Below are 25362 nucleotides of genomic sequence, written 5' to 3' on the forward strand. Positions count from 1 at the left end.
CGCCAGGGGTTGAAACCCCTGTCTCATAGCGAAAGTCCTCGCTATGAGGACTGGGAAAAAGAATTTTTGACGTTGCTGATTCACGCCGCCCATCCGTTAGTCCGCCAATCCGCCAGGGGTTGAAACCCCTGTCTCATAGTGAAAGTCCTCGCTATGAGGACTGGGAAGAAGAATTTTTGACGTTGCTGATTCGCGGTAGGAATCAACTTTTTGCTTGATGTTACAAAACTGACCATACTGGTTTTATAGCAATTGGGAAATCTGAATTCCTACCTGTATTTAGCAACGCCCAGCAACGCCGAATTTTTAAACTCATTAGTCCTCTTCAGAGGACTTTAGCTATTAGACAGGGAATTCATTCCCTGTCGGATTGTCGGACTATCGGACTATCGGATTGTCGGACTATCGGATTGTCGGACTATCGGACTATCGGATTGTCGGACTATCGGATTGTCGGACTATCGGACTGTCGGATTGTCGGACTGTCGGATTGTCGGACTGTCGGATTGTCGGACTATCGGACTGTCGGATTGTCGGATTGTCGGACTATCGGACTACCGATTTAACGTGTTTGTTGACACCAATAGGCATTGCCGTGTCCCTACAAGGGCTATGTACTTACTTACCAGCAAAAGTGCTGTATCATTTCCACTCGCCCTGAAGGGTAAAAGCCGCCCAATAATAGGGAGATTTCCATTTTTCCTCCTGCATCATTTCAATCTGCGCCGCCCTCAAAGCTGCCGCCGGCGCTAACTTTTGTTGCACCATTTTTTGATAAAACTTTTGCATTAACACAGAAGTTCCTTCATCATCCACATTCCACAAACTCACCGCCACCCGCTGAGCACCTGCATACATAAAACCCCTTGTTAATCCCACCATTCCTTCGCCTCTAACATTCTGTCCCATGCCCGATTGACAAGCACTTAAAACCACTAAATTTGCCGCCAGTTTCAAGTTGAAAATATCCGTGAGGCGCAAAAAACCATTGACAAGATTGCCCTTGTCATCTACCATCGACATCACAATTCCTGACAGTTCGGGATTTTGGCTGTTGGCAAGGCCGTGGGTGGCGAAGTGAACGATTTGATAATTAGCTAAACTGCCGTCGGTAGCAGTAGTGCGGCTGGCATCAAAATCAATCTTTTGACTGCTAGAAGCTGAGGGAAATAAGCTGGATATCGTTTGGGCTTCTTGGCGGGTAAATGCGAGGCGTTCGGGTGGCCATTGCCGATTAGAAGCACGAAGCGATTGATTTAAACCGAGGTTATTTGCTTCTAATTTTTCTGTTGTTGCTTGGGTAATTTTTCCTTTAATTCTTTCATCCTCTGGACTGAAAACAGGATCTGCTAAAATTGCTAAATTTCGGCTTGGTGGTTTTCTATCTCCGTAATTTTGCCTGAGAATGGCGAGACTTGAGGCAGAAGGTAGAGTGATAATTTCATGTTCGACTATTAAGGGAACATTGGTGTTTTGTCCGGCGGTTTTGTCAAGAGTTAAAGCTTGAAAAGGGGTATAGTGCAGCACGCCGTCGGGAACAATTAATAAGCGTTTATTGCCTAATTGGGCTGCTGCGGGTTGTAAAATTACTCGACCCAGATTTGCACTTGCTTGGGCAACTTGTTGGGGAATATTTCTCTGGATTGGGCTAGTTATTGCCTCTAGGAAGTCCTTAGCTGCTGTTTCAATGTCAACCTGTTTTGGCAATTCATAGCTGGTTAGTCCTGTTGATGTCACAACCCACAAATAACTGCGGTATGAACCGAGGGAATACTGCAATAAAATAGTGTTTTCATCGAGAATCTGTTTCTGAATTTCTGGGAGTGTTAAAGGTTGGGGTTGGGTGAGGGCAGCGTAGCGGGGGCTGGCGGTACGAATCTGGGCTTGAATTTGCTGATATTGTTGCAAAAGTGCGAGGCGCCCAGAGTCGATTTCAGCGATTTTAGTTGGATTGGGGTTGGGGCTGCTGATTGTTTCGATGCGCTGTTTTTCAATGCCATCGAGTTGCTGTTGCAGGCTCTTTTCTTGTTGCAGTAAATCGGGGGAAATGCCTTCGCGAATGCTGGCGTTACTTTCTTGGAGAAGTTCTAGGAGACTGCGGGCTCTCGAACGTTCGCTGGCTTCTAAGGCTTTTGTATCGTAACCGGATTTAGGATTAGTTTTATGCAGTTGCATTAACAAATCGATGTAGAGTTCGTAGTAGTTTTGTACTGTGGCAAAGTATGAGCTGCGGAGTTCGGGGCTGGCTATTTTGGTGCGGAGGTTTTCGATGATTTTGAGAGAGGATTCAATGTCGTTGAGGGCTTCGGTAAGATTGTTTTGGTCGCGTTTGAAAGAAGCTATGTTGTAAAGGGTGAGAGCTTCCCCGCTGCGATTGCCTACTGCCCGAAATAGGGGAAGCGACCGGCCCAAATACTCTAGCGTTTTCTGTTTTTCTCCCAATTCTGAGTAGACACCGCCGATGTTGTTGAGGGTGTAAGCTTCCCCACGGCGATCGCCTACTGCCCGAAATAGGGGAAGCGACTGGCTGTAATACTCTAGCGCTTTCTGTTTTTCTCCCAATTCTGAGTAGACAGTGCCGATGTTGTTGAGGGTGAGAGCTTCCCCACCGCGATCGCCTGTTGCCCGACTCAGGGGAAGCGACTGGCTGTAATACTCTAGCGCTTTCTGTTTTTCTCCCAATTCTGAGTATACACCGCCGATGTTGTTGAGGGTGTAAGCTTCCCCGCTGCGATCGCCTACTGCTCGATACAGGGGAAGCGACTGGCTGTAATACTCTAGCGCTTTCTGTTGTTCTCCCAATTCTGAGTATACACCGCCGATGTTGTTGAGGGTCATAGCTTCCCCGCCGCGATCGCCTGTTGCCCGACTCAGGGGAAGCGACTGGCTGTAATACTCTAGCGCTTTCTGTTTTTCTCCCAAATCTGAGTAGACTTTGCCGATGTTGTTGACGGTGTAAGCTTCCCCACGGCGACTGCCCACTGCCCGAAACAGGGGAAGCGACTGGCTGTAATACTCTAGCGCTTTCTGTTGTTCTCCCAAATCTGAGTAGACTTTGCCGATGTTGGTGAGGGTGGTAGCTTCCCCATGGCGATTGCCCACTGCTCGATACAGGGGAAGCGACTGGCTGTAATACTCTAGCGCTTTCTGTTGTTCTCCCAATGCTGAGTAGATACTGCCAAGACCAAGGAGGCTAAGTGCTTGCCCTCTATTGTCGCCCGCTTCTCGATACAGCTTTAATGCTTCTTCCAACTTGACGATCGCACTTCTTAAAGATTCCGCCGTTCCTTGCTGGTAAAGTTGTGTTCCTTTTATTAAAGCTTCTGTAGCTGCTGCTGCTTTTGCTGCTGCTACAGCTTGTGCAGCGTCGCTACTGTTAGTTTGTGCTGTTTGTACGACTTTACCAACGGGCACGGCTGCTGCCACTGGCTGACTTAGCTGAAGCGAAAGCGCGATCGACATACCAGCCAAAAACCATTGAGTGCGATCGAACATAGCCACCCCTTTTGTATTTTTTTCAATTTTAGTCACTAGCCTGCTTAGTGTTAAGGCTGGAAGAAGTGAGGGCGATCGGCATTTTTGCTAGAGTTAACGAGTAGTGCGATTCCCTGCGGGATCGCTACGCGGCGCGTACTTTTTCCCAGCATGAACAACATCCTAACTACCCCCGATCCCGTAACAACCCACTGGGATTGCCCCGAATGCGGCGGCACCGGTACCCTTAGCCCAGAAATTTGCCCTGTTTGTCTCGGAGCAAAATACATCGATCTCGCTACAATAACGAACTGGATGCTTGATTTTATGGAATCTCGCGGCTGCGATCGAGCTGAGATCGATCGATTGCGAACCGAAAACCCAGACCCGCTAACATTAACTTTTTGCCTCGAAGTTTGTATCGCCCTTAAATAAACAATTTACCAATTACCAATTACCAATATTCAGTGTCCCTTAACCGGATGTTGACCGTAAAAAGGCAAAGCATCCGACCAATCAGGACGACTTCCCATTTGCCACTCCAAATAAGCCAATTCCAACACGCTAGAAACCGACCAACCCAACTCGCTACCAACTTCAATCAACTGATAAGATTTTTCCCAACTTTCCAACTTTTCCTGCCAGGATTCCGCCGTCATCACAGTATCAGGAAACAACTCAGTTAAACCTGAATCTTTGTTAATTGAATAAACAGCGCCAAACAATTGTCCCCGCTGTGCAGGCATTTGCACCGCCATATCCTGATTTGAGATAGATTTTTTACTGCTGCTGCAAGCCATAGCCGCCAAAGTTGAAATCGCAAAAACCGGAATATCCAACTGTTGAGCCAAAGTCCGCGCCGTCACCATACCCATCCGAGTCCCCGTGAAACCTCCGGGCCCCTTCGCCACTGCAATAAAAGCCAAATCCGCCCAAGTTTGCGGCCCAATAAACTCGACTAAATACTGATGCAAATGAGTCGCTAAATCCCGATCCAAATTCCAAGTTTTGCAGCGAGAATCCCCGGCAAAATTGCTGATGGCTAAACCGAGTTCCCGACTAGCTGTGTGCAGGGCTAAGCCGTATTTTTTAACTGATGTTCCGTCTTGGGGATTGCTATTCACGATTACTGATAATTTTCCTTAACAAAAAACAGAGGCAGAGCCACAACTAAGCAACCCAAAAGAATGCCAAATATTCCCGTATTTAAAATCCTAGAATTACCCATTCCTCCAGTCATCAAAAACAGCACTACTAAACTTGCAAATAAATTTTTATTGGCAAATTCTTTGTTTTGGGAAACTTGATGTTTCACCGTCATAAAACCCGACGTAACTATTAGCGCAAACCACGAATTAAAAATGACTATTTGAGAGCCAAAAATAAACCAAACTAAGGCAAACATTAGCGCATCTATCCAAAAATCCTGAGTTTTCAACTTCGGCAGCCAAAATTCTTGGGTAGTAACAGAGGCGATTTTCTTGAGTAATTGATTGTGTTGCAGCCGCAACAGTTTGTTTCTCAATTTAATCTTGGGATCGATTTGCAATATTTGCTTCCACTCCGGGCGGCGAGAATTGTTGACTCTTCCCAACAGCTTCACGGCTGCGACTTTATTTAACTGCAAATCGGTGAGTCTGGTGGCAATTATTTGAGATAAGTGCGGATAGTAAACGGGGTTGTCTTCGGTTCTGTTGATGACGATAGTGAGCTGTTGCTTGGCTTGACTGACTTGGATTGTAACATTGTAGGGGGCGAGATCCTCTTGCAAAGCTTGCTGAATTTCGGCTTTCTGTTGGCGAGTGAAAAGCGACACACCGGGCGCAGGTGTAAGCACCCGTTCTGCAGGCGTTTCCGGCGCGTCTAGCACCGGCGGTGCGTCTAAATACACCGGTTTGGGGTTCAAGTGCCGGATGACTGCTGATGCTGAACTGTAGCGCCGATTGGTGGCACTTTGAAGCATTGTGTCGAGGATGCGGCCGAAATCATCGCTAACAGCAGTCTTCAAATAATTTCGCCAAGCCCAAGAATCCTCTGTGCTGTCGAACAAGTCGAAGGGAGGAATTTCAGTCAGCAAGTGAATGCAGGTAACGCCCAAACTGTAGATATCGCTGGCAAAAACTGCTTTCCCCATCAATTGTTCTGGGGCTGTATAAGCGGCACTGCCGATGATTGTACCTGTTTGCGGCAACCCGGTTGCTGTTACTTTCTTAGCTGCACCAAAGTCTACTAAAACAATATCTTTTTGGAAAGGAGAGGGCTGATAGGAATTTTCTAAGGCGGGTAAAGGAGTTGGAGTTAGTCGGCGGCGAATGATATTTTCGGGTTTGATATCGCGGTGAATAACTTTGGATTTGTGGACGAAGTGGAGCACTGGCAATAAATCGTTGAGGATTTGCCGAATTTGAGTTTCGGTGAATGCTCCTTTTTGTTCTAATTCTCTGGCTAGGTTTTTGCCGTCTATAAATTCTTGTACTAAATACTGTCTCCCGTCTTGTTCAAAATGCGCGATTAATTCGGGAATCTGGGGATGTTTTCCCAAGGTTTGTAGCTGGGCTGCTTCTTGGTGAAATAGTTGAGCGGCTTTTTCGGCTGCGGTATTTTGCTGCAAAAATTGCTTGATTACGCACTGCGAAAAAATCAGGGGTTTGGTTTCATCAACTGCTAGAAAGGTTCGGCCAAAGCCTCCTTGCCCGATCGGCTTTATGGTTCGGTAGCGAGATGCGGAGGGTGTTTCTGCGTCAATAGTCAACAACAATTTTGATCCACAACTTTTGCACAATTCTGCATCCCCTGGGTTTTGCGGATTCTGACAAGTTGGGTTTAAGCAATAGCACATTGGATTTTAGATTTTAGATTTTAGATTTTAGATTGGTAATTGAAAATGGGGAATTGGGCATCGGGCATTGCGAATTGGGAATTGGTTATTGGTTGTTATCGCCAACCACTCACAAAAAACCTATAAAAAACAACAAATAGCAACCAACAACCAACAAATAACTAATGACTACTGACTACTGACTAATGACTACTGACTAATGACTACTGACTAATGACTTCTTCCTTAAGTTGGTACGAGTTCGCCTGGCCGCAATGAGGCCCATTTGCCGGTCTCTTGCTTGAAACTCTGACACCCAACTACATCCCATTCCATTTCAATTTCGTCTTGGCGGGGGCGGATGTTGACGTTGATGGTGGGTTCTACGGGGTCGAAATCGGGTGTTTCGGTAAGGTGAAGCTGTTCGTGCTGTTCTTCTACGGCGTGGTAGGTGAAGCAGCGGTCTACATAGTGGCAGTTAATACAAATACACATTCTTGATATCCTCTGTGCATTTCAAAAAGATTGGTGAAATTTGAGCTTTCTGTTAATCTAGCGTAGCAAGAGTTTAATTGTTTGTAAGGAAAGTAGATTTTTGTTGCGATGCCGATTAATTTGCCCTCTTCATTATCTCCTGATTCTTGGCCGTTTGATTTGGAACTGCTGACACCGCCTGCTTATTTGGTGGGCGGTGCGGTGCGGGATGCGTTGCTGGGCCGCCGATCGCACTATTTTGATTTGGATTTCGTTATGCTAACACGGGCCGTGAAGACTGCTCGAAAAATTGCCGATCGCACGAAAGGTGGATTTGTCTTGTTGGATGCGGAACGGCAAATTGCGCGGGTTGTATTTGCGGGCGGTACGGTGGATTTGGCGCAGGCGGAAGGGGGGAGTCTGGAGGGGGATTTGCTGCGCCGGGATTTTCGGATAAATGCGATCGCCTGCAATCCTTTTACAGGAGAAATCATCGATCCTTTGGACGGTCAAACTGATTTGCGGTTGGGTGTGCTGCGGATGATTTCGCGGTCAAATTTGGAGGACGATCCGCTAAGGTTATTAAGAGCTTACCGCCAAGCGGCGCAGTTGGGTTTTGCGATCGAAGCTGAAACTCAATCGGCGATTCGGGAATTGGCGCCGCTGTTGAGTCGGGTAGCCGTGGAACGGGTGCGGACGGAATTAGGTTATTTGTTGAGCAATCCTGACGGTGTTCCTTGGATTTGTCGCGGTTGCGAAGATGGTTTGTTTTCGATTTGGTTTGAAAGTGCGATCGACCGTTTTGATATTTTGACAAAAATTGATGCGTCTGCTGACCAATTAGCGGCAATTTACCCGGAATTAGGGAAGGAATTCGGGCGTCAGATTCGAGATACGATTAAAACGCCGTTGTTGGCGGTTGCGAAGTTGGCTATTTTGGCAGATTCTGACCCGACAATTGCTGAAAGGCAGTTGCTGCGGTTGAAGTACAGCAATGCGGAGATTAAAAGTGCGATCGGGCTTTTGAAATACTTACCACAATTGCCAGCAAAACCTATCGCGGAAATGTCTTTGAGAGAACAGTATTTTTTGTTTCGGGATGTGGGAATAGTATTTCCAGTTTTAGCAGTTTTGGCGGTGGCGACGGGAGTTGCTGTTGAGGAGATTTCACTGTTAATTAATCGCTATCTGGATGCTGATGATATTATTGCTCATGCCACACAATTAGTTAGCGGCAATGATTTAATGGAATATTTGAAATTGCCCAGAAGTCCGCGCATCGGTCAATTGTTGATGGACATTCAATTAGCGCGAGTGGAGGGGAGAATTGCGACTCGCGAAGATGCACTGAAATTGGCGGCAGAGTTGGTGAATCAGTAAGTTTAAATTGATATATTTCATAAATTAGAACGGGCAAGATGCCCGTTCCACAAAATTCAACTTTCCCGTGGGGTGGGCTTCTAGCCCGCCCTAAAAAGTTAGTTTACAATGCTAAAAAATCAGAATCTTAAACAACATCCCTTAATTCTTCCGGCAATTCAAACTTGCCATCTGCACCCGGTTCAAACTCAACAACTTTCAACACAGCATCAACATTCAGCGGCCCGTAAATGTGCGGGTAATTCTCACCCGCCGCCAATTCATACTTAAGTTCAGCTTGCACTTTGTCCGAGTCAATCCAAAGCAGCAGCAATCCTGTTTGTCCCACAAAAAATTTATTAGCAGATTTAAGAACTTGTGGCAGAGTCGAACAGTGGATAAATCCTTCAGTATCTAGCGTATCGCCGCGATAGGATTGAACTTGTTTTGCTTCTTCCCACTGTTGGCTGCGGGTGATGTGAAAAATAACGCTCATAGTTAGATAGGTTTTAGGTTTAATTGACAATTGGCAGCAAAATTTGAGAGGGACAATTCCCGCCACAACTTACTGTCAGCGTGATAATTTTAGCATCGATCGCCCGCGCTTCACCGTCCGGCGCGCCCGTTCCCGGATTCACGTCGTAAGCGGGAAAGCAAGCCGCACTCAAACTCAGACGCAACGCATTACCTTTGGCAATTTGCATACAAGTTGCTTGCAGTACAATTCTTACAGGTGTTTCACCTGAATTTACCCGGACGTAACCTTGAGTAAAATTGTAGACGTTGCCGCTATCTTTGACCTCAGAAAGTATCGCACACAAATCAAAACTCGGCGCATCTGCGGTACAAAATACTTCGACAATTATATCTCCAGCTAAGTGCAAATCTGCTGTTAGCGGTGCCGAAGTGTATGTTAACACATCGGTGCGGCAGTCAATAGTCGATCGCTCGATCGCACCGGCAGGAAATGCAGCGTGACCTCCCAAGGATGGCACCGGTCGCCAAGGGTCATGTACGAATATATCATCAGTGCAAACATCCGCGCAACTATCTGTTAAAATACCAGCATCTTCTCTCATCGCGGCAAGTCCGGTACTTGCTAAAAAATAAGATTTATGATTATTATTAGGCCATTTATCAAATTTCCGCCAATCATTCCTCCCCATCTCAAATAGTGAAATTTGCCACTCGTCTAATATTCCTGTATCAACTCCTTTGAGGAATTGATCGAACCAGCGAATTTGCAACTCATCCACAGGATTTGAAGCTGCCAAACCATAATCCAACTCTCCCACTTTTCGCCCCCAAGGTAAATGCGCCCAAGGGCCAATTATCAAATGCTGCGGACAGGAACTCCGGCTCGCCATTTCCTTGTAAATATGGATTGTTCCTCGCAAATAATTATCAAACCAACCGCCAACGTGCAGCATTGGCAAGTCTAAATCTTTGATGTTTGGCGATAACTTTTCCCAATACTCGCTCGGTCGATAATTATCCAACCAATCATGATAATATGAGTCGGGTGCGAGATTTTTAATAATGTCAGGACGCGCGGGCACGGTATCGTATAGCGGGAGATTTCTCGAAGCTGCATAAAAGGCTTGATAGGCAGAAATATCGGCTTTTAAGCGAGCGGTTTCTGCGGCTAGCTGAATTGCCCAGCCGAGATTTGATTGCAGGCAAAATGCGCCGCCTTCATAGGCCCAATCTGCGTATAAATTGCCGCCTACCATTGCCGGACAAATTGTGATTAATGCGCTTGGTTTAGCAGCCGCCGCGTAGAGTTGAGTCATGCCTTGGTAGGAAAAACCGTACATTCCGACTTTGCCGTTACTTCCCGGCAAATTAGCTGCCCAATTGACGCTATCAAAACCGTCTTGTGTTTCGCTAACAAAGGGGTTAAATTTGCCTTCGGAAGTGCCGCGTCCCCGCACGTCTTGGATGACAACGATGTAGCCGTGTTTGGCGTACCATGCAGGATGGGAATATACTACTGTAGAGGCGAGAGCCCTTCCGTAAGGTTGCCGCATTAATAATACTGGAAATTCGCCCTCCGCATCGGGGCGGTAGATGTCAGCATCTAAACGAACCCCATCTTTAGTTAGCATTGACGCTGTTTCTTTCGGACGAAGTTTCAGCATAAATCCTACAAAACATCAAATAAAAAAGTTCTGATAAAGGACTGAGATCCTTACTACAAACCTGATAATTGTTCGTAGGGACACGGCACTGCCCATTGGTGTCCAATTAACGTACAACCCATATTCCGGCAGGGGTTTCAACCCCTGCCTCAAAGCTAAAGTCCTCTAAAGAGGACTAAGAAAAACACTTTTCAACTCATTAGTCCTCTTTAGAGGACTTTAGCTATTAGACAGGGACTTCAGTCCCTGGCGGAATGGCGGGTGCGCGGGAGGACTGGCGGACTGATAGCTTAAGTTGACACGCTTTGGGCAATGCCGTGTCCTGTATTTCATCCAATTAAAAACTGCTATACTACAAACCTAGCAGGATACGAGTACATCCGATCGCCCAAGAACTCTCATATCTTCCTCATCGAGTTCGACTGGTGTACCGCTGCGAATTAGTTCCACAAAATCTTCATTCGGCACCATAATGCACAAAGTGTACAAACGTTCACTCCCCGTATTCTCAATTACGTGAGTCCCCGTTGGAGGCACTAACAAACTATCTCCCGGTTGAATACTAACTGTTTTGCCGTCGCAGGTTGCTTGCCCGGTTCCTTTGAGTACAAAAAACATTTCTACTGCGAATTGATGGCGGTTGGGAGGAGTTTTGCCGCCCGCATCGAAAATCTCCACGCAAACTGTTAATGAAACATTAGCTATTACCGGATCGAAGACGATCGCTAATCTATTAGTATCGCCCGGACTGATGCGAAATGCTTGGTAGTCTTTCGGAGACTTTATAACAGGAATCACGCACTGGTTTGTCATTTTTTTGTGCTTAATTGTTAATTATCGTAGGGGCGGTGCCCCCGTGCCCGCCCAGCCCCGTGCCCCCCCCAGCCCCGTACCCGCCTACTCAGTTTCTTAATCAAGAGGGGCAACCACGGGGGGATTGCCCCTACACTCATTCTAGGAATCATTGCTGACTACTATTTAATTGCTTCTAACATAGCCTGAGAATCCGACAAAAAACCAAAACATTGCTTAACGTTATACAGAGTAGCTTGCCAGCAATACTCTGGAGATGTCGTAGCTGTACAATCTTTGACTAAAATACAGTCGTAACCGAGGAAATTAGCATCTTGCAGGGTAGCCATGACGCACTGATCGGCGTTTACTCCTCCAAAGAAAAGTGTAGTTCTGCCGAGGTTCCGCAAGATACTATCTAAAGGAGTATCCCAAAAGCCACTCATCCGATATTTATCAACACAAATATCCTCCGGTTTGGGTTTTAATTCATCGACAACCTGCGCCGCCCAACTCCCTGCCATCAGTACAGGTGCGTTGTTTTTTGGCAGCGGATCTCCCAAACCTACGCCGGATCCTGTGGGATTGTAAACGTGACGGGAAGCTGCACTAATATTGAGCAAATCGGGGCGGTTTCCCCAGTTTATCCAAATAATTGGTACTGCGTGCGATCGCAATTTTGGCAGCAAATTTTTTAAAGGATTAATTGGAGTTCGGGCGGGCGTTACATCTACGCCAATATGTGCTAGCCAACCGTCGGGATGACAGAAATCGTTTTGCATATCTATCACCAACATCGCTGCTTTTGCTAAGTCTAAACGCAGGGTTTTAGTTTCTGTTTCCAGGGTAACAGGTGCAGGCGCGATCGGCGATCGGGTGATATCGGCAATTTTGGCATCAACTTTCCAAGCATTCGGCGGTACGCCCAAGGTGCGGAGAGAATCAGGATTCATATTGATTTTGACTCAAAAACAATTTCAATCTTATAACTATTTGATTGTCACTAACTTGTCATATCTTAAATCTTGGTTATAATTAAGTATCCGGGGTAACTTTTTGAGAAAGTTTAGGATTTATTAACTTTATTCTCGTTGGGCGATCGCCAATGTTAGCGCCAGGGAATCATACAATAAAAATCAATGTAAATTTACAAAAAGGGTAAATCTATGAGCTTGACAATTCAAAATACTTTAATTCCGGTTGATAGCGGTTATGAAACCGCAGATGTGCAAGTGGTGGATAATTGCATAAGTGCGATCGCGCCCAATAACTCCACCTCTAATTCCCCCCCTTACCAAGGGGGGGATAGGGGGGGTAAAACAGTTATTAACGGCAAAAATAAGCTGCTGCTGCCCGGTTTTGTCAACGCGCACACTCACTCTTCAGAAATGTGGCAACGAGGCATCATTCCGCCTTTGCCCCTAGAGTTGTGGATTGCCGAATTATACGATTTTACACCTCTCGATCCCGAACAAGTTTATTTGAGCGCCTTGGGAACTGCGGTAGAAACATTGCTGTCGGGCGGTACAAGCGTAGTCGATCATTTAGTTTTGATTCCGGGGCAAGAATTAGAGACGATCGCCGCCGCAGTTCGCGCTTATCAAGAAATCGGTATCCGCGCTTTTATCGGGCCGTTAATTCAAGATGAATCCCTGACGGCGGGAATGCCTGCGGGCGATAGCGGTATCGAACACGCGGCTTACATTCGATCGACTAAGGCCACTTTGGAATTAATGGAAACAGCCATAAAACAGTTTCACAATCCCGAAAAAGGTGTTAATATATTATTGGCGCCGACGGGAATTCAACTGTGTTCCGATGCTTTGTTTGAAGGCTGCATCGATTTGAGCGATCGCTACAATCTTTGTCGGCACGCCCACCTCTTGGAAACCCCCGCTCAAAAACAGTTAGCTTACGAAAAATACGGCTGTAGCGCTGTCGAACACCTGCAAAGAATTGGTTATTTGAGTCCCCGAACTTCTTTAGCGCACTGCGTTTGGCTGGACGATTCCGACATTGCAATTATGGCAGAAACGGGAGCGACTGTTGTACACAATCCCCTCAGTAACTTGCGGCTAGGAAGCGGGATTGCACCGATTTTGAAATACCGTCAAGCGGGAGTCAACGTATCTTTTGGCTGCGACGGCGCTGCTAGCAATGACTCTCAAGATTTGCTGGAAGCGATTAAAATTGGTTCAATTTTGCACAATATCACGGATTTGGATTACCGCCAATGGATTACACCGCGCCAGTCTGTAGAAATGGCATCCCTGGGAGGAGCAAAAGGCTTGAATCTCGCCGATGAAATGGGTTCGCTGACAGTGGGTAAAAAAGCAGATTTTGTGCTGTATGATTTAACCAGTTTATCATTGCTGCCGCGCACCGACCCGATTGGCTTGCTAATTTTGGGGCGCCCGACTAATGCGGTAGACAGCGTTTGGGTAAACGGCAAGCAAATTGTCGCCGAAGGTAAGGTGAAAACGATCGATGTTGATGCTTTGAGGCGGGAATTATTCGATCGCAGCGAGTGGACGAGCAAGCGTCAATCGCAAACGGTGAGCGAGATTGAAGCGCACTATCGGCAAGTGATGAAACTGCAAGGTTATTCTTAGTAGGGTAAAACTGAGATGTTGCACCATTGTCAGCAACAGGCTTTCCGGCCTGTTCCACAAAAGATAAATTTTCTTGTGGAACAGGCATCTTACCTGTTCATAAAAGGATTATTGAGAATGGTGCAAGATGTGAGGTAAAACTGAGATATTGCATCATTTTGAATAAGCTTTTTAAGGGCCGGCGAGGAGCAACGGCCCACAAGAAAAAAATTCACTCTTGTGGAACAGGCCGGAAAGCCTGTTGCTGAGAATGGTGCTCTTGAGTGAGGTAAAATAGAACTCTCACAATAATCATATTTGCGACAAATTGATGATTAAACTGCACAAATGGCAGCGGATACTGGCTTTAATAGTTGTTTTTACGATCGCCCTTACCTCCTCCGCGATTTTATCTCCGCGTCTTTTGGCTCAAACCCCGCCCAAAGCCCCAACAACCGAATTGCGCGGCGTCTGGCTGACGAACATTGACAGCGACGTTATTTTCTCCCGCAACAACATCATTGACGCTGTAAATCGACTGGATCAACTCAATTTTAATACCATCTATCCCACGGTGTGGCAAGGAGGCTATACGCTTTATCCCAGCGATGCAGCCCAACGAGTATTCGGACAGTCGATCGACCCCTCGCCCGGATTGAAAGACCGAGACATCCTCAAAGAAATTATAGCACAATCCCGCCAAAAAGGTATAGCAGTAATCCCCTGGTTTGAGTTTGGTTTCATGGCTCCCGCCGAATCGGAATTAGCCACACTTCACCCCGACTGGCTGGCGCAGCGGCGCGACGGTTCAACTATTTGGAAAGAAGGCAAACACGATCGAGTTTGGCTGAATCCCTTTCATCCCGAAGTCCAGCAATTCATCTCAGATTTAATTCTAGAAATTGTCGATAATTATGATATAGATGGCATTCAATTTGACGACCATTTCGGCTTGCCCGTAGAATTTGGCTACGAGCCGTTAACCGTGTCAATGTATCAGCAACAAATCAAAAGTCCTCCCTCCAACGACCCCCGCGAAACCTTCTGGGTGCGCTGGCGCGCTGACAAAATCAACGACTTCGTGGGACGAGTTTCCCGCGACATCAAATCCCGCAAAGAAAAATGTATTGTCAGCTTATCTCCCAACCCTTTTCACTTTTCTTTACCCGCCCACTTGCAGGACTGGTTTACCTGGGAAAGACGCGGCTACATCGACGAAATTGTGTTGCAGGTTTATCGCAGCGATATCAAGCGTTTTAGTGCCGAACTGGAACGGGAAGAAGTTAAACTGGCTAAACTTAATATTCCAACTGCGATCGGCATTTTAACAGGTCTTAAAAATAATTCTGTTCCCCTCAAACAAATTCAAGAACAAGTGCAAGAAGTGCGAAAAAGAGATTTCGCTGGCGTGTCGTTCTTTTTCTACGAAAGTTTGTCGAATTGGGCGAAGGAAACCCCGGAACAGCGCAATTCTGCCTTGCAAGAATTCTTTCCCACAAAGATGCAGCGCCCGCCCTCAGAAGCCAGAATTTGAAACCCACGGTTAAAATGAGAAAAAGCATACAGCGCTTAGGAATTGTCATCTTATCTTTAAGCGCTTTCCTAACAATTGGCTATCTCACTCCCACAAAGTGGGGAAATTACTCGCAAGCAGATTGCACTATCTCTCTATACATTTCCAGCCAAGGCATTCACACCGAAATCATTGTTCCAGTTAAAAATAAATATTTTGACTGGAATCAATTTTTACCGCTAATAGAAATAGGGCGGGATGCGAATTATGATTATAAATATTTGTCTTTTGGCTGGGGAGATCGAGCTTTTATGTTGGAAACTCCCACATCAGCAAGTATCAACCCAGTTACAGCTTTCAAAGCTCTATTTCTCCCTACTCCGTCTACCCTACACGTTCAAAGTTATCGGGTTTTCCCCCAAAGTATAGAAACCAAATGTGTAAAAATTAGCGGCGAAAATTATCTGACACTGGTAAAATTTATTAAAAATTCATTCCAATTAGACGCAGCCGGTAATAAAATTAAAATTAGCTACGGCTACGACAACAGCGATAGTTTTTATGAAGCAAAAGGCAGTTACTCTATTTGTAAAACTTGCAATGACTGGACGGCAGAAGCTTTGGAAAAAGCCGATGTCAATACTCCTTTATGGTCAACGCTTTCTTCGGCGATTATGTTTCATTTAAATAGCGGCTGCGAATGTCAAAGATAAATGGTATTAACGAATGGTAATAATGTTTTACTTTAGCTTATAAAGTTTATAATGAATGATTATGTATGGGTGGGATGTTAAAGTTGCATTGTGTTTTTTAACTGGTATAATTAGCAATTTGAGCAAAAATCATGAATGTAATTCCAGCGATCGACTTATTGGATGGAAAATGCGTCAGATTGTATCAGGGAGACTACGCGAAGTCTCAAACTTTTAACGACAACCCCGTCGAAGTCGCGAGACAGTGGGTAAGTGAAGGCGCGACAATGCTGCATTTAGTAGACCTCGACGGCGCTAAAGCCGGTCATCCAGTCAACCAAGCAGCCATTGAAGCGATCGTCCGATCAGTAGACGTTCCTTGTCAAGTAGGTGGCGGAATGCGCGATCGCGCCTCGGTTGCTGGTATCCTCAATTTAGGCGTCCGCCGCGTCATTCTCGGCACTGTCGCCGTCGAACAACCCCAATTAGTCGGCGAATTGTCCGCCGAATTTCCCGATCGAATTCTGGTTGGCATCGACGCCAGAAATGGTAAAGTTGCTACTAGAGGCTGGCTAGAAACTTCGGAAGTTTTAGCGACAGAATTGGCGCAAAAAATGGCCGAGTTAGGGGCGGCTGAAATTATTTACACCGACATTCACCGTGACGGTACTATGGAAGGGCCGAATTTGGACTCTTTACGCGAAATTGCTAACGCTATTTCGATTCCGGTGATTGCTTCCGGTGGCGTTAGTTCGATCGCCGATTTATTGAGTTTGCTGGCTTTGGAACCAATTGGTGTCAAAAGTGCGATCGTCGGTAGGGCAATTTATACCGGCGATATCTTGCTAAAAGAAGCAATTCAAGCAGTCGGACAAGGGCGGTGGCAGGATGTACCCCCAGATTTGGGTTCTTCAAGCTTTGCTTGATAATCATGTCGAGTTAACTGGCTACCCAATATGTAACAGTTATCAATTTTCCGACTCACAGTCAACAGTCAGCGTAGAATCGTATTTCTTACCATCATCGTAACCATGTTTTTGAACCATACAATTACAGCTTTAAGTTCTGGTATGGCATCCCTAGTTGCTCCCATACCTTTGTTAGCAACAGTCGAAGCCGAAAATTCGCCGATCGTTCTGAGCGGAGTTTTGCTCAGTTTGGTAGTGATTTATCTCGCCAGTAAATTAGGCGCGGAAGCGGCTAAAAAGTTCGATTTGCCACCGGTTTTGGGTGAACTTGTAGCAGGGGTAATTGTTGGCGTATCTGCTTTACACCTGGTCATTTTTCCCGAAGCAGGGCTGTCAGCCTCAGACTCAGGGATTATGACAGTTGTGCAATCGATTAATCATCTGTCTCCTGCCGCCCTCACCAGTGTGTTTGAATCGCAGAGTGAAGTCATTTCAGTGCTGGCTGAAATAGGCGTGATTATTCTGCTGTTTGAAATTGGCTTAGAGTCGGATATCAGACAACTCAAAGAAGTGGGGGTTCAAGCCGTCGTTGTCGCCTGTGCCGGCGTGGCAGTTCCCTTTGCCGCTGGTACTGCGGGCTTGATGATAATTTTCCACACGGCGGCGATTCCGGCGATTTTTGCGGGGGCTGCTTTGACGGCAACCAGCATCGGAATTACCTCCAAAGTTTTGTCGGAATTAGGACAACTCAAATCTAAAGAAGGTCAAATCATTGTTGGTGCAGCGGTGATTGATGATGTGCTAGGAATTATTGTCCTGGCTGTTGTCGCCAGTTTAGCCAAAACCGGTGAAATTGATGTTGTTAATGTCATCTATTTGATTGTCAGTGCAACTGCGTTTCTGTTGGGTTCTATTCTGTTGGGCGGCATCTTCAACAAAAGCTTCACTGCGGTGGTGGAGAAACTCAAAACTCGCGGCAATATAGTCATCCCGGCATTTGTCTTTGCTTTCTTCATGGCTTTTCTGGGCAACGCAATTCATCTCGAAGCGATTTTGGGTGCGTTTGCGGCTGGTTTGGTGTTGGATGAAAGCGATGCCCGCAACGAGTTGGATGAACTGGTGAAGCCGATCGCGGATTTGCTGGTTCCCATCTTTTTTGTAACCGTGGGAGCTCGCGCGGATTTGGGGGTTTTGAACCCAACAGTGCCGGATAATCGGGCTGGCCTTTTGATTGCCGTATTTTTGATTGTGGTTGCGATTTTGGGCAAGCTGATTACTGGTTGGGTGGTGTTTGGTCTGCCGGGAATCAATCGATTGGCGATCGGAGTGGGGATGATTCCTCGGGGCGAAGTCGGGTTAGTTTTTGCTGGCATCGGTTCCGCGAGTGGGATTTTGGATAAACCGTTAGAAGTCTCGATTATTATCATGGTGATTCTGACGACATTTTTAGCGCCGCCTTTTCTGCGGGTTGCCTTTGGCGATACAGTAGAGCCTCCTGCTAGTGGCGAACTTTCTAGCGAGAAAATCGTTTGATTACCGGGTGATATTAAGTCGGTTTTGAGGTGGTTGGGGGCGATCTGCTGGTATTGAATCACTTGGCGGCGATCGTCTCCCTTGCTACTCATTCGCCTCCTGGTTCAGACGGGGTGACAACCACTTCAGAGAATGCGATCGCAGTTATTTACCCACGAGTGCTACAGCACCGCTTTGTAACACAGGAATTTCAATGCGGAACTCTGCTCCTTGATGGGGTTGAGAGAAACACTGGAGTAAGCCACCATGCTTATCAACTACAATTTGATAGCTGATGGATAGTCCTAATCCAGTTCCTTTACCAATTGGTTGGGTGGTAAAAAAGGGATTGAACACCTGTTGTCTAACAGTTTCCGTCATCCCTGGCCCATTGTCTTGAACTTGAATCACCACGTTTTTAGAACAATTGGGCCCAGTTTCCTTTGTGACTAGCTTCGTCCGAATAGTGATGCGACTGGGATTTGTTTGGATGTCTTTTCGAGAACGCTGATTGTCGTAGTTTTCTAAAGCATCGATCGCATTTGCCAGAAGATTCATAAAGACCTGGTTCAACTGTCCGGCATAGCACTCTACCAGAGGTAAGTCGCCGTAATCTTTAACAATTTCAATAGCAGGATGATCCGGTTTCGCCTTCAGTCGATTTTGCAAAATCATCAATGTGCTGTCAATTCCCTCGTGGATATCAACTGGCTTCATTTCTGCCTCATCCAGCCGCGAGAAGTTTCGTAGCGACAGGACAATTTCACGAATGCGATCGGCTCCTACCTTCATTGAAGTCAGGATTTTGGGTAAATCTTCACTAATGAAGTCCAGCTCGAACTCTTCAATTTTTTCCTGAATTTCGGTATTAGTTGGATAGGTTTGCTGGTAAAGCTGAATCAACTTTAGTAAATTTTGCGTATAGTCCGCAGTATGGCTCAGGTTGCCATAGATAAAGTTGACTGGATTATTAATTTCGTGAGCAACACCAGCAACAAGTTGCCCCAAACCAGACATTTTCTCTGCCTGAATAAGCTGTGCCTGAGTTTGCTGTAAGGTTTTGAGTGCAACCTCAGCTTCCTCTTTTGCTTGCCTTAACGCAGCTTCGGCTTGCTTGCGCTCAGTAACATCCAGTGCCAAGGATGCAACTCCAAGAATCTCTCCACCATCCCCTACTAAAGGCGTATTGAACCATTCGCAAATAATGGTTTTGCCGTCTTTCGTAAGATTTTCGTTGACGCTGTAGCGTCCTCCGGTCTCAATCAACAGCTCGTTCATAACTCGATCGACAGTCTTTCTGGTCGGCGCAGGCACAATTAATTCTGGGGGATGGTGTCCGATCGCCTCTTTCGCCGTGTAACCAAAAATCTTCTCGGCCGCTGGATTCCAGGCAGTGATTTTTAAGTTTAAATCCCATTCCACAACTGCCAGTGAAGTTTGGCAGAATAAAAAAGATAGCCGCTGCTCCGACGCTTTGAGTTCTTCTTCTGCCTGTTTCCGTTGAGTAATGTCAATCCCTGTTTTGATGATGTACTCAATTTCACCTCGATCATCGACTAAAGCAGTATCTGACCAGGCAATAAGTCTAAGTTGTTGATCTTTACTCACCCAACTGCCTTCATACTGCAGCGGAAAATTACCAGCTTTTAAAGACTCAAAAGTAGTTTTGGCTTGTCTAGCTAAGTCTGAGTTCGGGAACAAGTCCCAAAAGTAGCGCCCCTTCACTTCACTAAACGAGTAATGAGTCATTTGTTCGCAAGCTCGGTTAAAGCGAACGATTTGTCCCTGCGGGTCGAGCACAACTACCAGGGCACCTGCAATTTCAAGAATGGCTGAAACAAAATTGCGTTCCACTTCAACTGCTGTAATCAGTTCCTCTAACTGAGTTGCCATATTGTTAAAGGCGATCGCCAATGTCCCCAATTCGTTTTGGCTGTCGATGTTGACCCGCGTCTCTAATTCCCCCGCACTGAGTTCAGTAGCTGCCGTGGTTAAGCGCTGTAGCGGCACCACAATTTGCCGAATAAATAGATACCCAATGCCAACAGCGACGATCGTCACCAGCGTCAATGAGCCTCCCATAATTGAGAGCATTTGGTAAACGGGAGCATAGGCCTCAGCCGTTGGCAGTTCTACAACCACCGTCCAATTCACGCTCCGAACTAAGGTACTGGCTCCCAATACTTCTACCTGCTTTAGACCCAGATAAACATTAAGGTGCTTAGTATCTTCCGATGCTTTCAAAAATTGAAAAAAGGGACGCTTAGAAATATCTTGAAGCTGAAACGTTTCTGGCTTACTACCCTTTTGAGCAATGAGAAAATTACGCTCATCAACTACATAGACATAACCCGTCTTGCCAACCTCCGTTTGGGAAACAATAAACCAGAGAAAGTTGAGATTTATCTCTGCTAATAGCACCCCATCCACCTCATCTCGATCATTCCGAATCGGAACCGCCATAATTGTTGTTAGTTGGTTGGTTTGAGGATTAATTTCTACAGGACTGACATAATCTTCCTGCTGTTTGAAGGCACGAATAAACAGTGGCGAATTGGCTGGATTTTCTAATTGAAGCGGTTTATAGGGTGAAACTGACGCAACAAATTGTCCCTTCCTATTCAAAATGGCAACGGCTTCATAAGCATCATTATGACGAATCAACCCTTCCAACAGGCTCTGCTGCACTTGAGATTGAAAGTTGGTGAGTCCTTTGACCCTAGCTAAATAGCTCAGTTTTCGTTTCAAGTCATCTAGATAATTATCAATCTGCCCTCCTGCTGTCTGGCTACGCGCTTGTTGGAGCGATCGCGATTGCTGGATCTGGGCCTGAAAGCTGAGGTAGATCAGCAAGCCACCTGTGGGCAGTAAGCTCAGGAGAACCAAAAATATCAAACCATAGCGGAGCTGATGTGCAATAGAAAAGAAGCGTTGCCAGAGATGTGAAGGGGAGCTTTTGGCAATCGGCAGAGCGCGATCGTTGCGTTGATTTTGCATCGGACTTAAGGATCAATATTGGTAAATCAATTAATGCGCGCACTAAGGAGACACATCAATTTGGCCAGTCGTCACAGCTTCTCGGATGGTCTTGAAAGTGTCCTCTTCCTGAGACGTGAGACTACCACGGAAAGGGGCAAAGTCGTAGATCTTTTCCTTGAGCCCAAACTTGTAAAGTTTTCCTTCCCAGCGACCTTGCTGGGTTAACACTGCCACATTTAGCACCAGATTGGGAATGTCCTGCAGAACGCTAGTGAGGACTTTGCCGGGAGCCACTTCATACTGATCCTTTGTCCTACCAATCACAAAGACTCCTGGCTTTTGCGAAACGGCTATTAGGGCGGCTAACCCTGCCTCACCCGCGTTGAAAGTCAAAACATCTACTCCAGAGGCAACCATATCCGTGGCAATTTTGGTGGCTTTTTCCGTATCAACCCAAGAATCGAGAAAAGCAGTCGAGGCTTGAACAGAGGGATTCGTGGCTTTCACTCCCCGCCTAAACAATGCTTCTTCTTCTTGGTAAACGGGATAAGGTTCACCCACAATATAGCCAACTTTATTGCTTTTGGTCTTCATCGCAGCCAAAGCGCCTGTGAGGTATCCCACCTCACCCGATCGAAAAGCAACAGCCCCTAAATTTCTGTTATTCCCTGGATGCGTTGTAATCAGGGCAAATTTCGTGCGTGGAAATTCTTTAGCGAGCTTTTCGGCAGTTGTGGAATAGGCACCACTGGCGGCAATTATCAGGTCATAGCCGGACTGGGCATATTTGCGAATGATAGGTTCACTATTTTCACCGTCAATACTGTCAGTAATGTCTACCTCAGCATTAAATTTATTTTTGATTAGATTCAATCCTTCAAAGCAAGCTTGATCCCAACTTTGGTTGTCTTTGGCGCCTGTGGTGAGCATGGCCACTCTAAAGCTGCTAGAGGTGCTGGCTTCAGGGGCAGAGTCTAGGTTCGGAGTCGATCGACTGCAACTGATCGCAAAAACCAGAGCTAGAGCCGCCAGAGTCATGTGTTTCAAGAGAGATTGAATCAGCATAATAGCTTTTCGCAGCAAGGTTACTTTTTCTACGCCGATAAATTTGTTGAAGGCTATCTCAACCATCTTCAAAACTCTTACTGTAGCTGGGATTTAATGACTCTGACAGATTCAGCGTAAGCTGTCCCGCCTTTAAATTGTATATTCAGGGCGGGCAGGACGCTAGGGCCCCTACTCCCCACAAGACTTTATTTTTTTTTGACATACAATTTAAATGCTGCAACAGTTTAACACTCATTTAAGCTCAAAAACAAGTAAGGACACGGCACTGCCGTGTCCTTACAACTCTAACCTGCAATTAACCGAATTTGTTTGCTCTTACTTAACAAACAGCATTTCTTGATAAGTAGGCAGAGGCCACAAATCATCAGCCACTTCACCTTCCAGGGCATCCGCATACTGGCGAACCTCATCCATCAAAGGACGAATTGTTTGCGAAGCATATTGCATATGGTCTTCTGTCGAAGCAAAATCGTGCTTGCTCAAAGCCGCGCTCAATTTGCTCGTAGTATCCATCATGGACTTAACTAGCACCGCTACTTTTTCGGCACTTTCCTTTTCCATTTCAATTCCAATCTCTTTCAATTTAGAAATCGTGCCGGAAAGTTCAGCTAAATACCTCAAAGCTGCGGGGTAAACAATGGTTTTTGCCATGCTGATTACCAGTTTTGCTTCGACTTCAATTGCCAGCAAATACTGCTCAGCATAAACATCGTAACGGCTTTCCAATTCAACTGGAGTCAGAACACCTGTCTTTTCAAACAAGTCTTCAATGTATCCTTCCTTCAACACGGGTAAAGCATCTGCCGTAGTCCGCAAGTTAGCTAAACCCCGTTCCTCAACGGCCATTTTGTGCCATTCTTCGGAATAGCCGTCGCCACCAAATACAACCGCACCGTGCTCGTCCATCACTTCTTTGAGAATGGTTTGGATGGCAGCATTCAGTTCAGTTCCCTTAGCCAAATCGCTTTCTAATTTGTTAGCAATCCAGTCCAAAGAATCTGCAAGAATTGTATTCATCGCCACCAGCGGCCCGGAAACAGACTGACCGGAACCTACGGCCCGGAATTCAAACCGGTTTCCAGTAAAAGCAAAGGGCGAAGTCCGGTTTCTGTCTCCAGCATCCTTCATGAAAGTAGGCAATGTTTCTACACCTAAGTTCATAATTCCCCGACCTTTAGAGTCCTTAACTTCTCCCCGGCTAATTTGCCCGAAGATATCTTCTAATTGCGAACCCAAATAGACAGAGATAATTGCTGGTGGAGCCTCATTTGCACCCAATCGGTGGTCGTTGCTGGCAGTAGCAACTACCGCGCGCAATAGCGGCCCGTATTTGTGAACTCCGCGAATCACAGCGCCGCAGAACACTAAAAATTGTATGTTCGAGTGCGGTGTATCGCCTGGGTCTAATAAGTTGCCTTGGGTGGCATTCCCTACCGACCAGTTGACGTGTTTGCCGGAACCGTTAATGCCGGCGAAAGGCTTCTCGTGCAGCAAACACATAAAACCGTGTTTCTTCGCAGTGTTGCGGAGAATTGTCATGGTTAATTGTTGGTGGTCGCTGGCGACGTTTGCAGCTTCAAAAACTGGTGCAATTTCAAACTGACCGGGAGCTACTTCGTTGTGGCGGGTTTTGGCAGGAATTCCCAGCCGGTACATTCTTTCTTCTACTTCCTGCATGAAGACTTGAACGCGCTCTGGAATCGCTCCAAAATAGTGGTCGTCAAATTGCTGACCTTTGGCAGGAGGTTTGCCAAACAGGGTGCGACCTGCTAGCAGTAAATCGGGGCGGTTGTTGGTGAAATTGGCATCTACCAGGAAGTATTCTTGTTCGGAACCGCAACTGGAATTTACCGGAGCAACTTCGGTATTGCCTAATAGCTTTAACACTCGAGTTGCTGCTTTGTTCATGGCGGCAATGGAACGCAAAAGCGGCGTTTTCTTGTCTAAGGCTTCACCTGTCCAGGAGATGAAAACAGTAGGAATGCACAATGTCATGCCGTTGTCTGTTTCCATGACATAAGCAGGGCTGGTGACATCCCAGGCTGTATATCCGCGAGCGGCGGCGGTGGAACGGATGCCGCCGTTGGGGAATGAGGAACCATCGGGTTCGCCTTGTACGAGAACTTTCCCTGCAAATTCTGAGATGACGGAACCGTCGCCTTGCACTGAGATGAAACCGTCGTGTTTTTCGGCGGTGCCGTTGGTTAGCGGGTAGAATACGTGGGCGTAGTAGAGGGCGCCTTTGGAAATAGCCCAATCTTTCATTGCTACTGCAACTACATCAGCTACGGAAGCATCGAGTTTTTGGCCGGTTTGAACGGTGTTTTTTACTGATTTGAAAATGCTTTTGGGCAGACTTTCTTGCATCTTGCTCAGAGTAAAAACGTCTGTTGCCCACATATCTTCTAGCCGCTTGGGAGGCCGACTAGGCATCAGTTTGCGGTTGACGATTTGAGAAATTGCTTGAACGCGCGATTCGTTTCCACTCATGGTTATTTTTATTGGTATTGCGGGACGAGTAGTTGAGAAAAAATAGATGTTAGCAAAAGTCTAACGATTGACGAATATGTTGGATTTACCTAAGATTTTGCACCATTCTCAATAACGGGCAAGATGCCCGTTCCACAAGAGATCAATTTTCTCGCTTCACAGGCCGTCCAGCCTGTTCATAAAAGGCTAATTGAGAATGGTGCAACATATGAGATTTACCCAACATTTTTTGTCAAAGCTAACTTTTGCGAGAATGCCTTTTTTGGCAGGCTCTACAAGATTGGATGAGCGAGGCGCAATCACTTCGCCGTCCACCGGGCGTGAGAATCCAGTGTGAGATGCGGTTGGATTTCGGTTATTAGCAAGAAGATAGATGGCAAGAGCCTGTACAAACTTGAGTCAACATTATAGATGTCTGCACTGCACAAATTTAGTAATTAATCTTTACCCTGGTCAGCTCAAAAATTTTGTGCGAATCAATTCCGATGAATTCAGGTCAAAACTACTTATGGTTTTTAACGGTTCGACGATCGATAAATCGCAGTCCAGCA

General features: G+C 46.2%; 18 protein-coding genes. 7 read left to right on the forward strand and 11 right to left on the reverse strand.

The genetic code is table 11. The features are described 5' to 3' along the window. Window positions 1–642 precede the first annotated feature (642 nt). Entirely contained in the window at window positions 643–3495 is a 2853-nt protein-coding gene (locus tag QT973_RS06470; protein WP_445305688.1) for a CHAT domain-containing tetratricopeptide repeat protein, read from the reverse strand. A gap of 84 nt (window positions 3496–3579) precedes the next feature. Between QT973_RS06470 and QT973_RS06475 the strand changes: the two genes are divergently transcribed. Next, a complete protein-coding gene (locus QT973_RS06475) occupies window positions 3580–3909 on the forward strand; it encodes a hypothetical protein (protein WP_333055536.1) in 330 nt (109 codons plus the stop codon). 29 nt (window positions 3910–3938) lie between these two features. On the opposite strand, the gene tsaB is transcribed toward QT973_RS06475, so the two are convergent. The 3 genes from tsaB to QT973_RS06490 form a co-directional block, all read right to left on the reverse strand. Next, window positions 3939–4598, reverse strand: coding sequence for a tRNA (adenosine(37)-N6)-threonylcarbamoyltransferase complex dimerization subunit type 1 TsaB (gene tsaB / locus QT973_RS06480; protein WP_333055537.1), 660 nt, complete (start codon window positions 4596–4598; stop codon window positions 3939–3941). 2 nt (window positions 4599–4600) lie between these two features. Then, the gene (locus QT973_RS06485) at window positions 4601–6313 is read right to left on the reverse strand and encodes a serine/threonine-protein kinase (protein ID WP_333271514.1); all 1713 of its coding nucleotides are present in this window, start codon (window positions 6311–6313) and stop codon (window positions 4601–4603) included. Window positions 6314–6538: 225 nt separating this feature from the next. Next, window positions 6539–6787: a Ycf34 family protein gene (locus QT973_RS06490; RefSeq protein WP_333055539.1), complete on the reverse strand. Its 249-nt coding sequence runs from the start codon at window positions 6785–6787 to the stop codon at window positions 6539–6541. A 108-nt stretch (window positions 6788–6895) separates the two neighbouring features. Here QT973_RS06490 and QT973_RS06495 point away from each other — a divergent pair, with 108 nt between their 5' ends. Then, window positions 6896–8146, forward strand: coding sequence for a CCA tRNA nucleotidyltransferase (locus tag QT973_RS06495; protein ID WP_333390957.1), 1251 nt, complete (start codon window positions 6896–6898; stop codon window positions 8144–8146). Between the two features lie 127 nt (window positions 8147–8273). Here the strand turns inward: QT973_RS06495 and QT973_RS06500 are convergent, their stop codons facing one another. The 4 genes from QT973_RS06500 to QT973_RS06515 form a co-directional block, all read right to left on the reverse strand. Beyond that, window positions 8274–8621, reverse strand: coding sequence for a DUF952 domain-containing protein (locus tag QT973_RS06500; protein ID WP_333055541.1), 348 nt, complete (start codon window positions 8619–8621; stop codon window positions 8274–8276). Window positions 8622–8640: 19 nt separating this feature from the next. After that, a complete protein-coding gene (locus QT973_RS06505; RefSeq protein WP_333390959.1) occupies window positions 8641–10266 on the reverse strand; it encodes a CocE/NonD family hydrolase in 1626 nt (541 codons plus the stop codon). 360 nt (window positions 10267–10626) lie between these two features. Beyond that, on the reverse strand, window positions 10627–11079 hold the full coding sequence (locus tag QT973_RS06510) for a cupin domain-containing protein (RefSeq protein ID WP_333055543.1): 453 nt from the start codon (window positions 11077–11079) through the stop codon (window positions 10627–10629). Window positions 11080–11240: 161 nt separating this feature from the next. After that, the gene (locus tag QT973_RS06515) at window positions 11241–12011 is read right to left on the reverse strand and encodes a cysteine hydrolase family protein (protein ID WP_333055544.1); all 771 of its coding nucleotides are present in this window, start codon (window positions 12009–12011) and stop codon (window positions 11241–11243) included. Window positions 12012–12224: 213 nt separating this feature from the next. Here QT973_RS06515 and QT973_RS06520 point away from each other — a divergent pair, with 213 nt between their 5' ends. The 5 genes from QT973_RS06520 (at window position 12225) to QT973_RS06540 (ending at window position 18295) form a co-directional block, all read left to right on the forward strand. Continuing rightward, complete coding sequence (locus QT973_RS06520) at window positions 12225–13670, forward strand: amidohydrolase (RefSeq protein WP_333231107.1); 1446 nt, start codon at window positions 12225–12227, stop codon at window positions 13668–13670. A 310-nt stretch (window positions 13671–13980) separates the two neighbouring features. Continuing rightward, window positions 13981–15183 carry a glycoside hydrolase family 10 protein gene (locus QT973_RS06525; protein WP_333055546.1) on the forward strand — a complete coding sequence of 401 codons (1203 nt, stop codon included), beginning with the start codon at window positions 13981–13983 and terminating at the stop codon, window positions 15181–15183. Between the two features lie 14 nt (window positions 15184–15197). Next, the gene (locus QT973_RS06530) at window positions 15198–15875 is read left to right on the forward strand and encodes a TIGR02117 family protein (protein WP_333390964.1); all 678 of its coding nucleotides are present in this window, start codon (window positions 15198–15200) and stop codon (window positions 15873–15875) included. A 131-nt stretch (window positions 15876–16006) separates the two neighbouring features. Further along, complete coding sequence (hisA, locus tag QT973_RS06535; RefSeq protein ID WP_333055548.1) at window positions 16007–16780, forward strand: 1-(5-phosphoribosyl)-5-[(5-phosphoribosylamino)methylideneamino]imidazole-4-carboxamide isomerase; 774 nt, start codon at window positions 16007–16009, stop codon at window positions 16778–16780. 144 nt (window positions 16781–16924) lie between these two features. Next, window positions 16925–18295 carry a cation:proton antiporter gene (locus QT973_RS06540; protein WP_333055549.1) on the forward strand — a complete coding sequence of 457 codons (1371 nt, stop codon included), beginning with the start codon at window positions 16925–16927 and terminating at the stop codon, window positions 18293–18295. 144 nt (window positions 18296–18439) lie between these two features. On the opposite strand, the gene QT973_RS06545 is transcribed toward QT973_RS06540, so the two are convergent. From QT973_RS06545 to QT973_RS06555, 3 genes are all read right to left on the reverse strand, one after another. Beyond that, the gene (locus QT973_RS06545) at window positions 18440–21271 is read right to left on the reverse strand and encodes a PAS domain S-box protein (protein ID WP_333231104.1); all 2832 of its coding nucleotides are present in this window, start codon (window positions 21269–21271) and stop codon (window positions 18440–18442) included. Between the two features lie 42 nt (window positions 21272–21313). After that, a complete protein-coding gene (locus QT973_RS06550; RefSeq protein WP_333055551.1) occupies window positions 21314–22384 on the reverse strand; it encodes a BMP family protein in 1071 nt (356 codons plus the stop codon). A gap of 252 nt (window positions 22385–22636) precedes the next feature. Continuing rightward, a complete protein-coding gene (locus tag QT973_RS06555; RefSeq protein ID WP_333055552.1) occupies window positions 22637–24811 on the reverse strand; it encodes a glutamine synthetase III in 2175 nt (724 codons plus the stop codon). Between the last annotated feature and the right edge of the window lie 551 nt (window positions 24812–25362).

The organism is Microcoleus sp. Z1_A1 (assembly GCF_036700305.1).
Taxonomy (GTDB): domain Bacteria; phylum Cyanobacteriota; class Cyanobacteriia; order Cyanobacteriales; family Microcoleaceae; genus Microcoleus.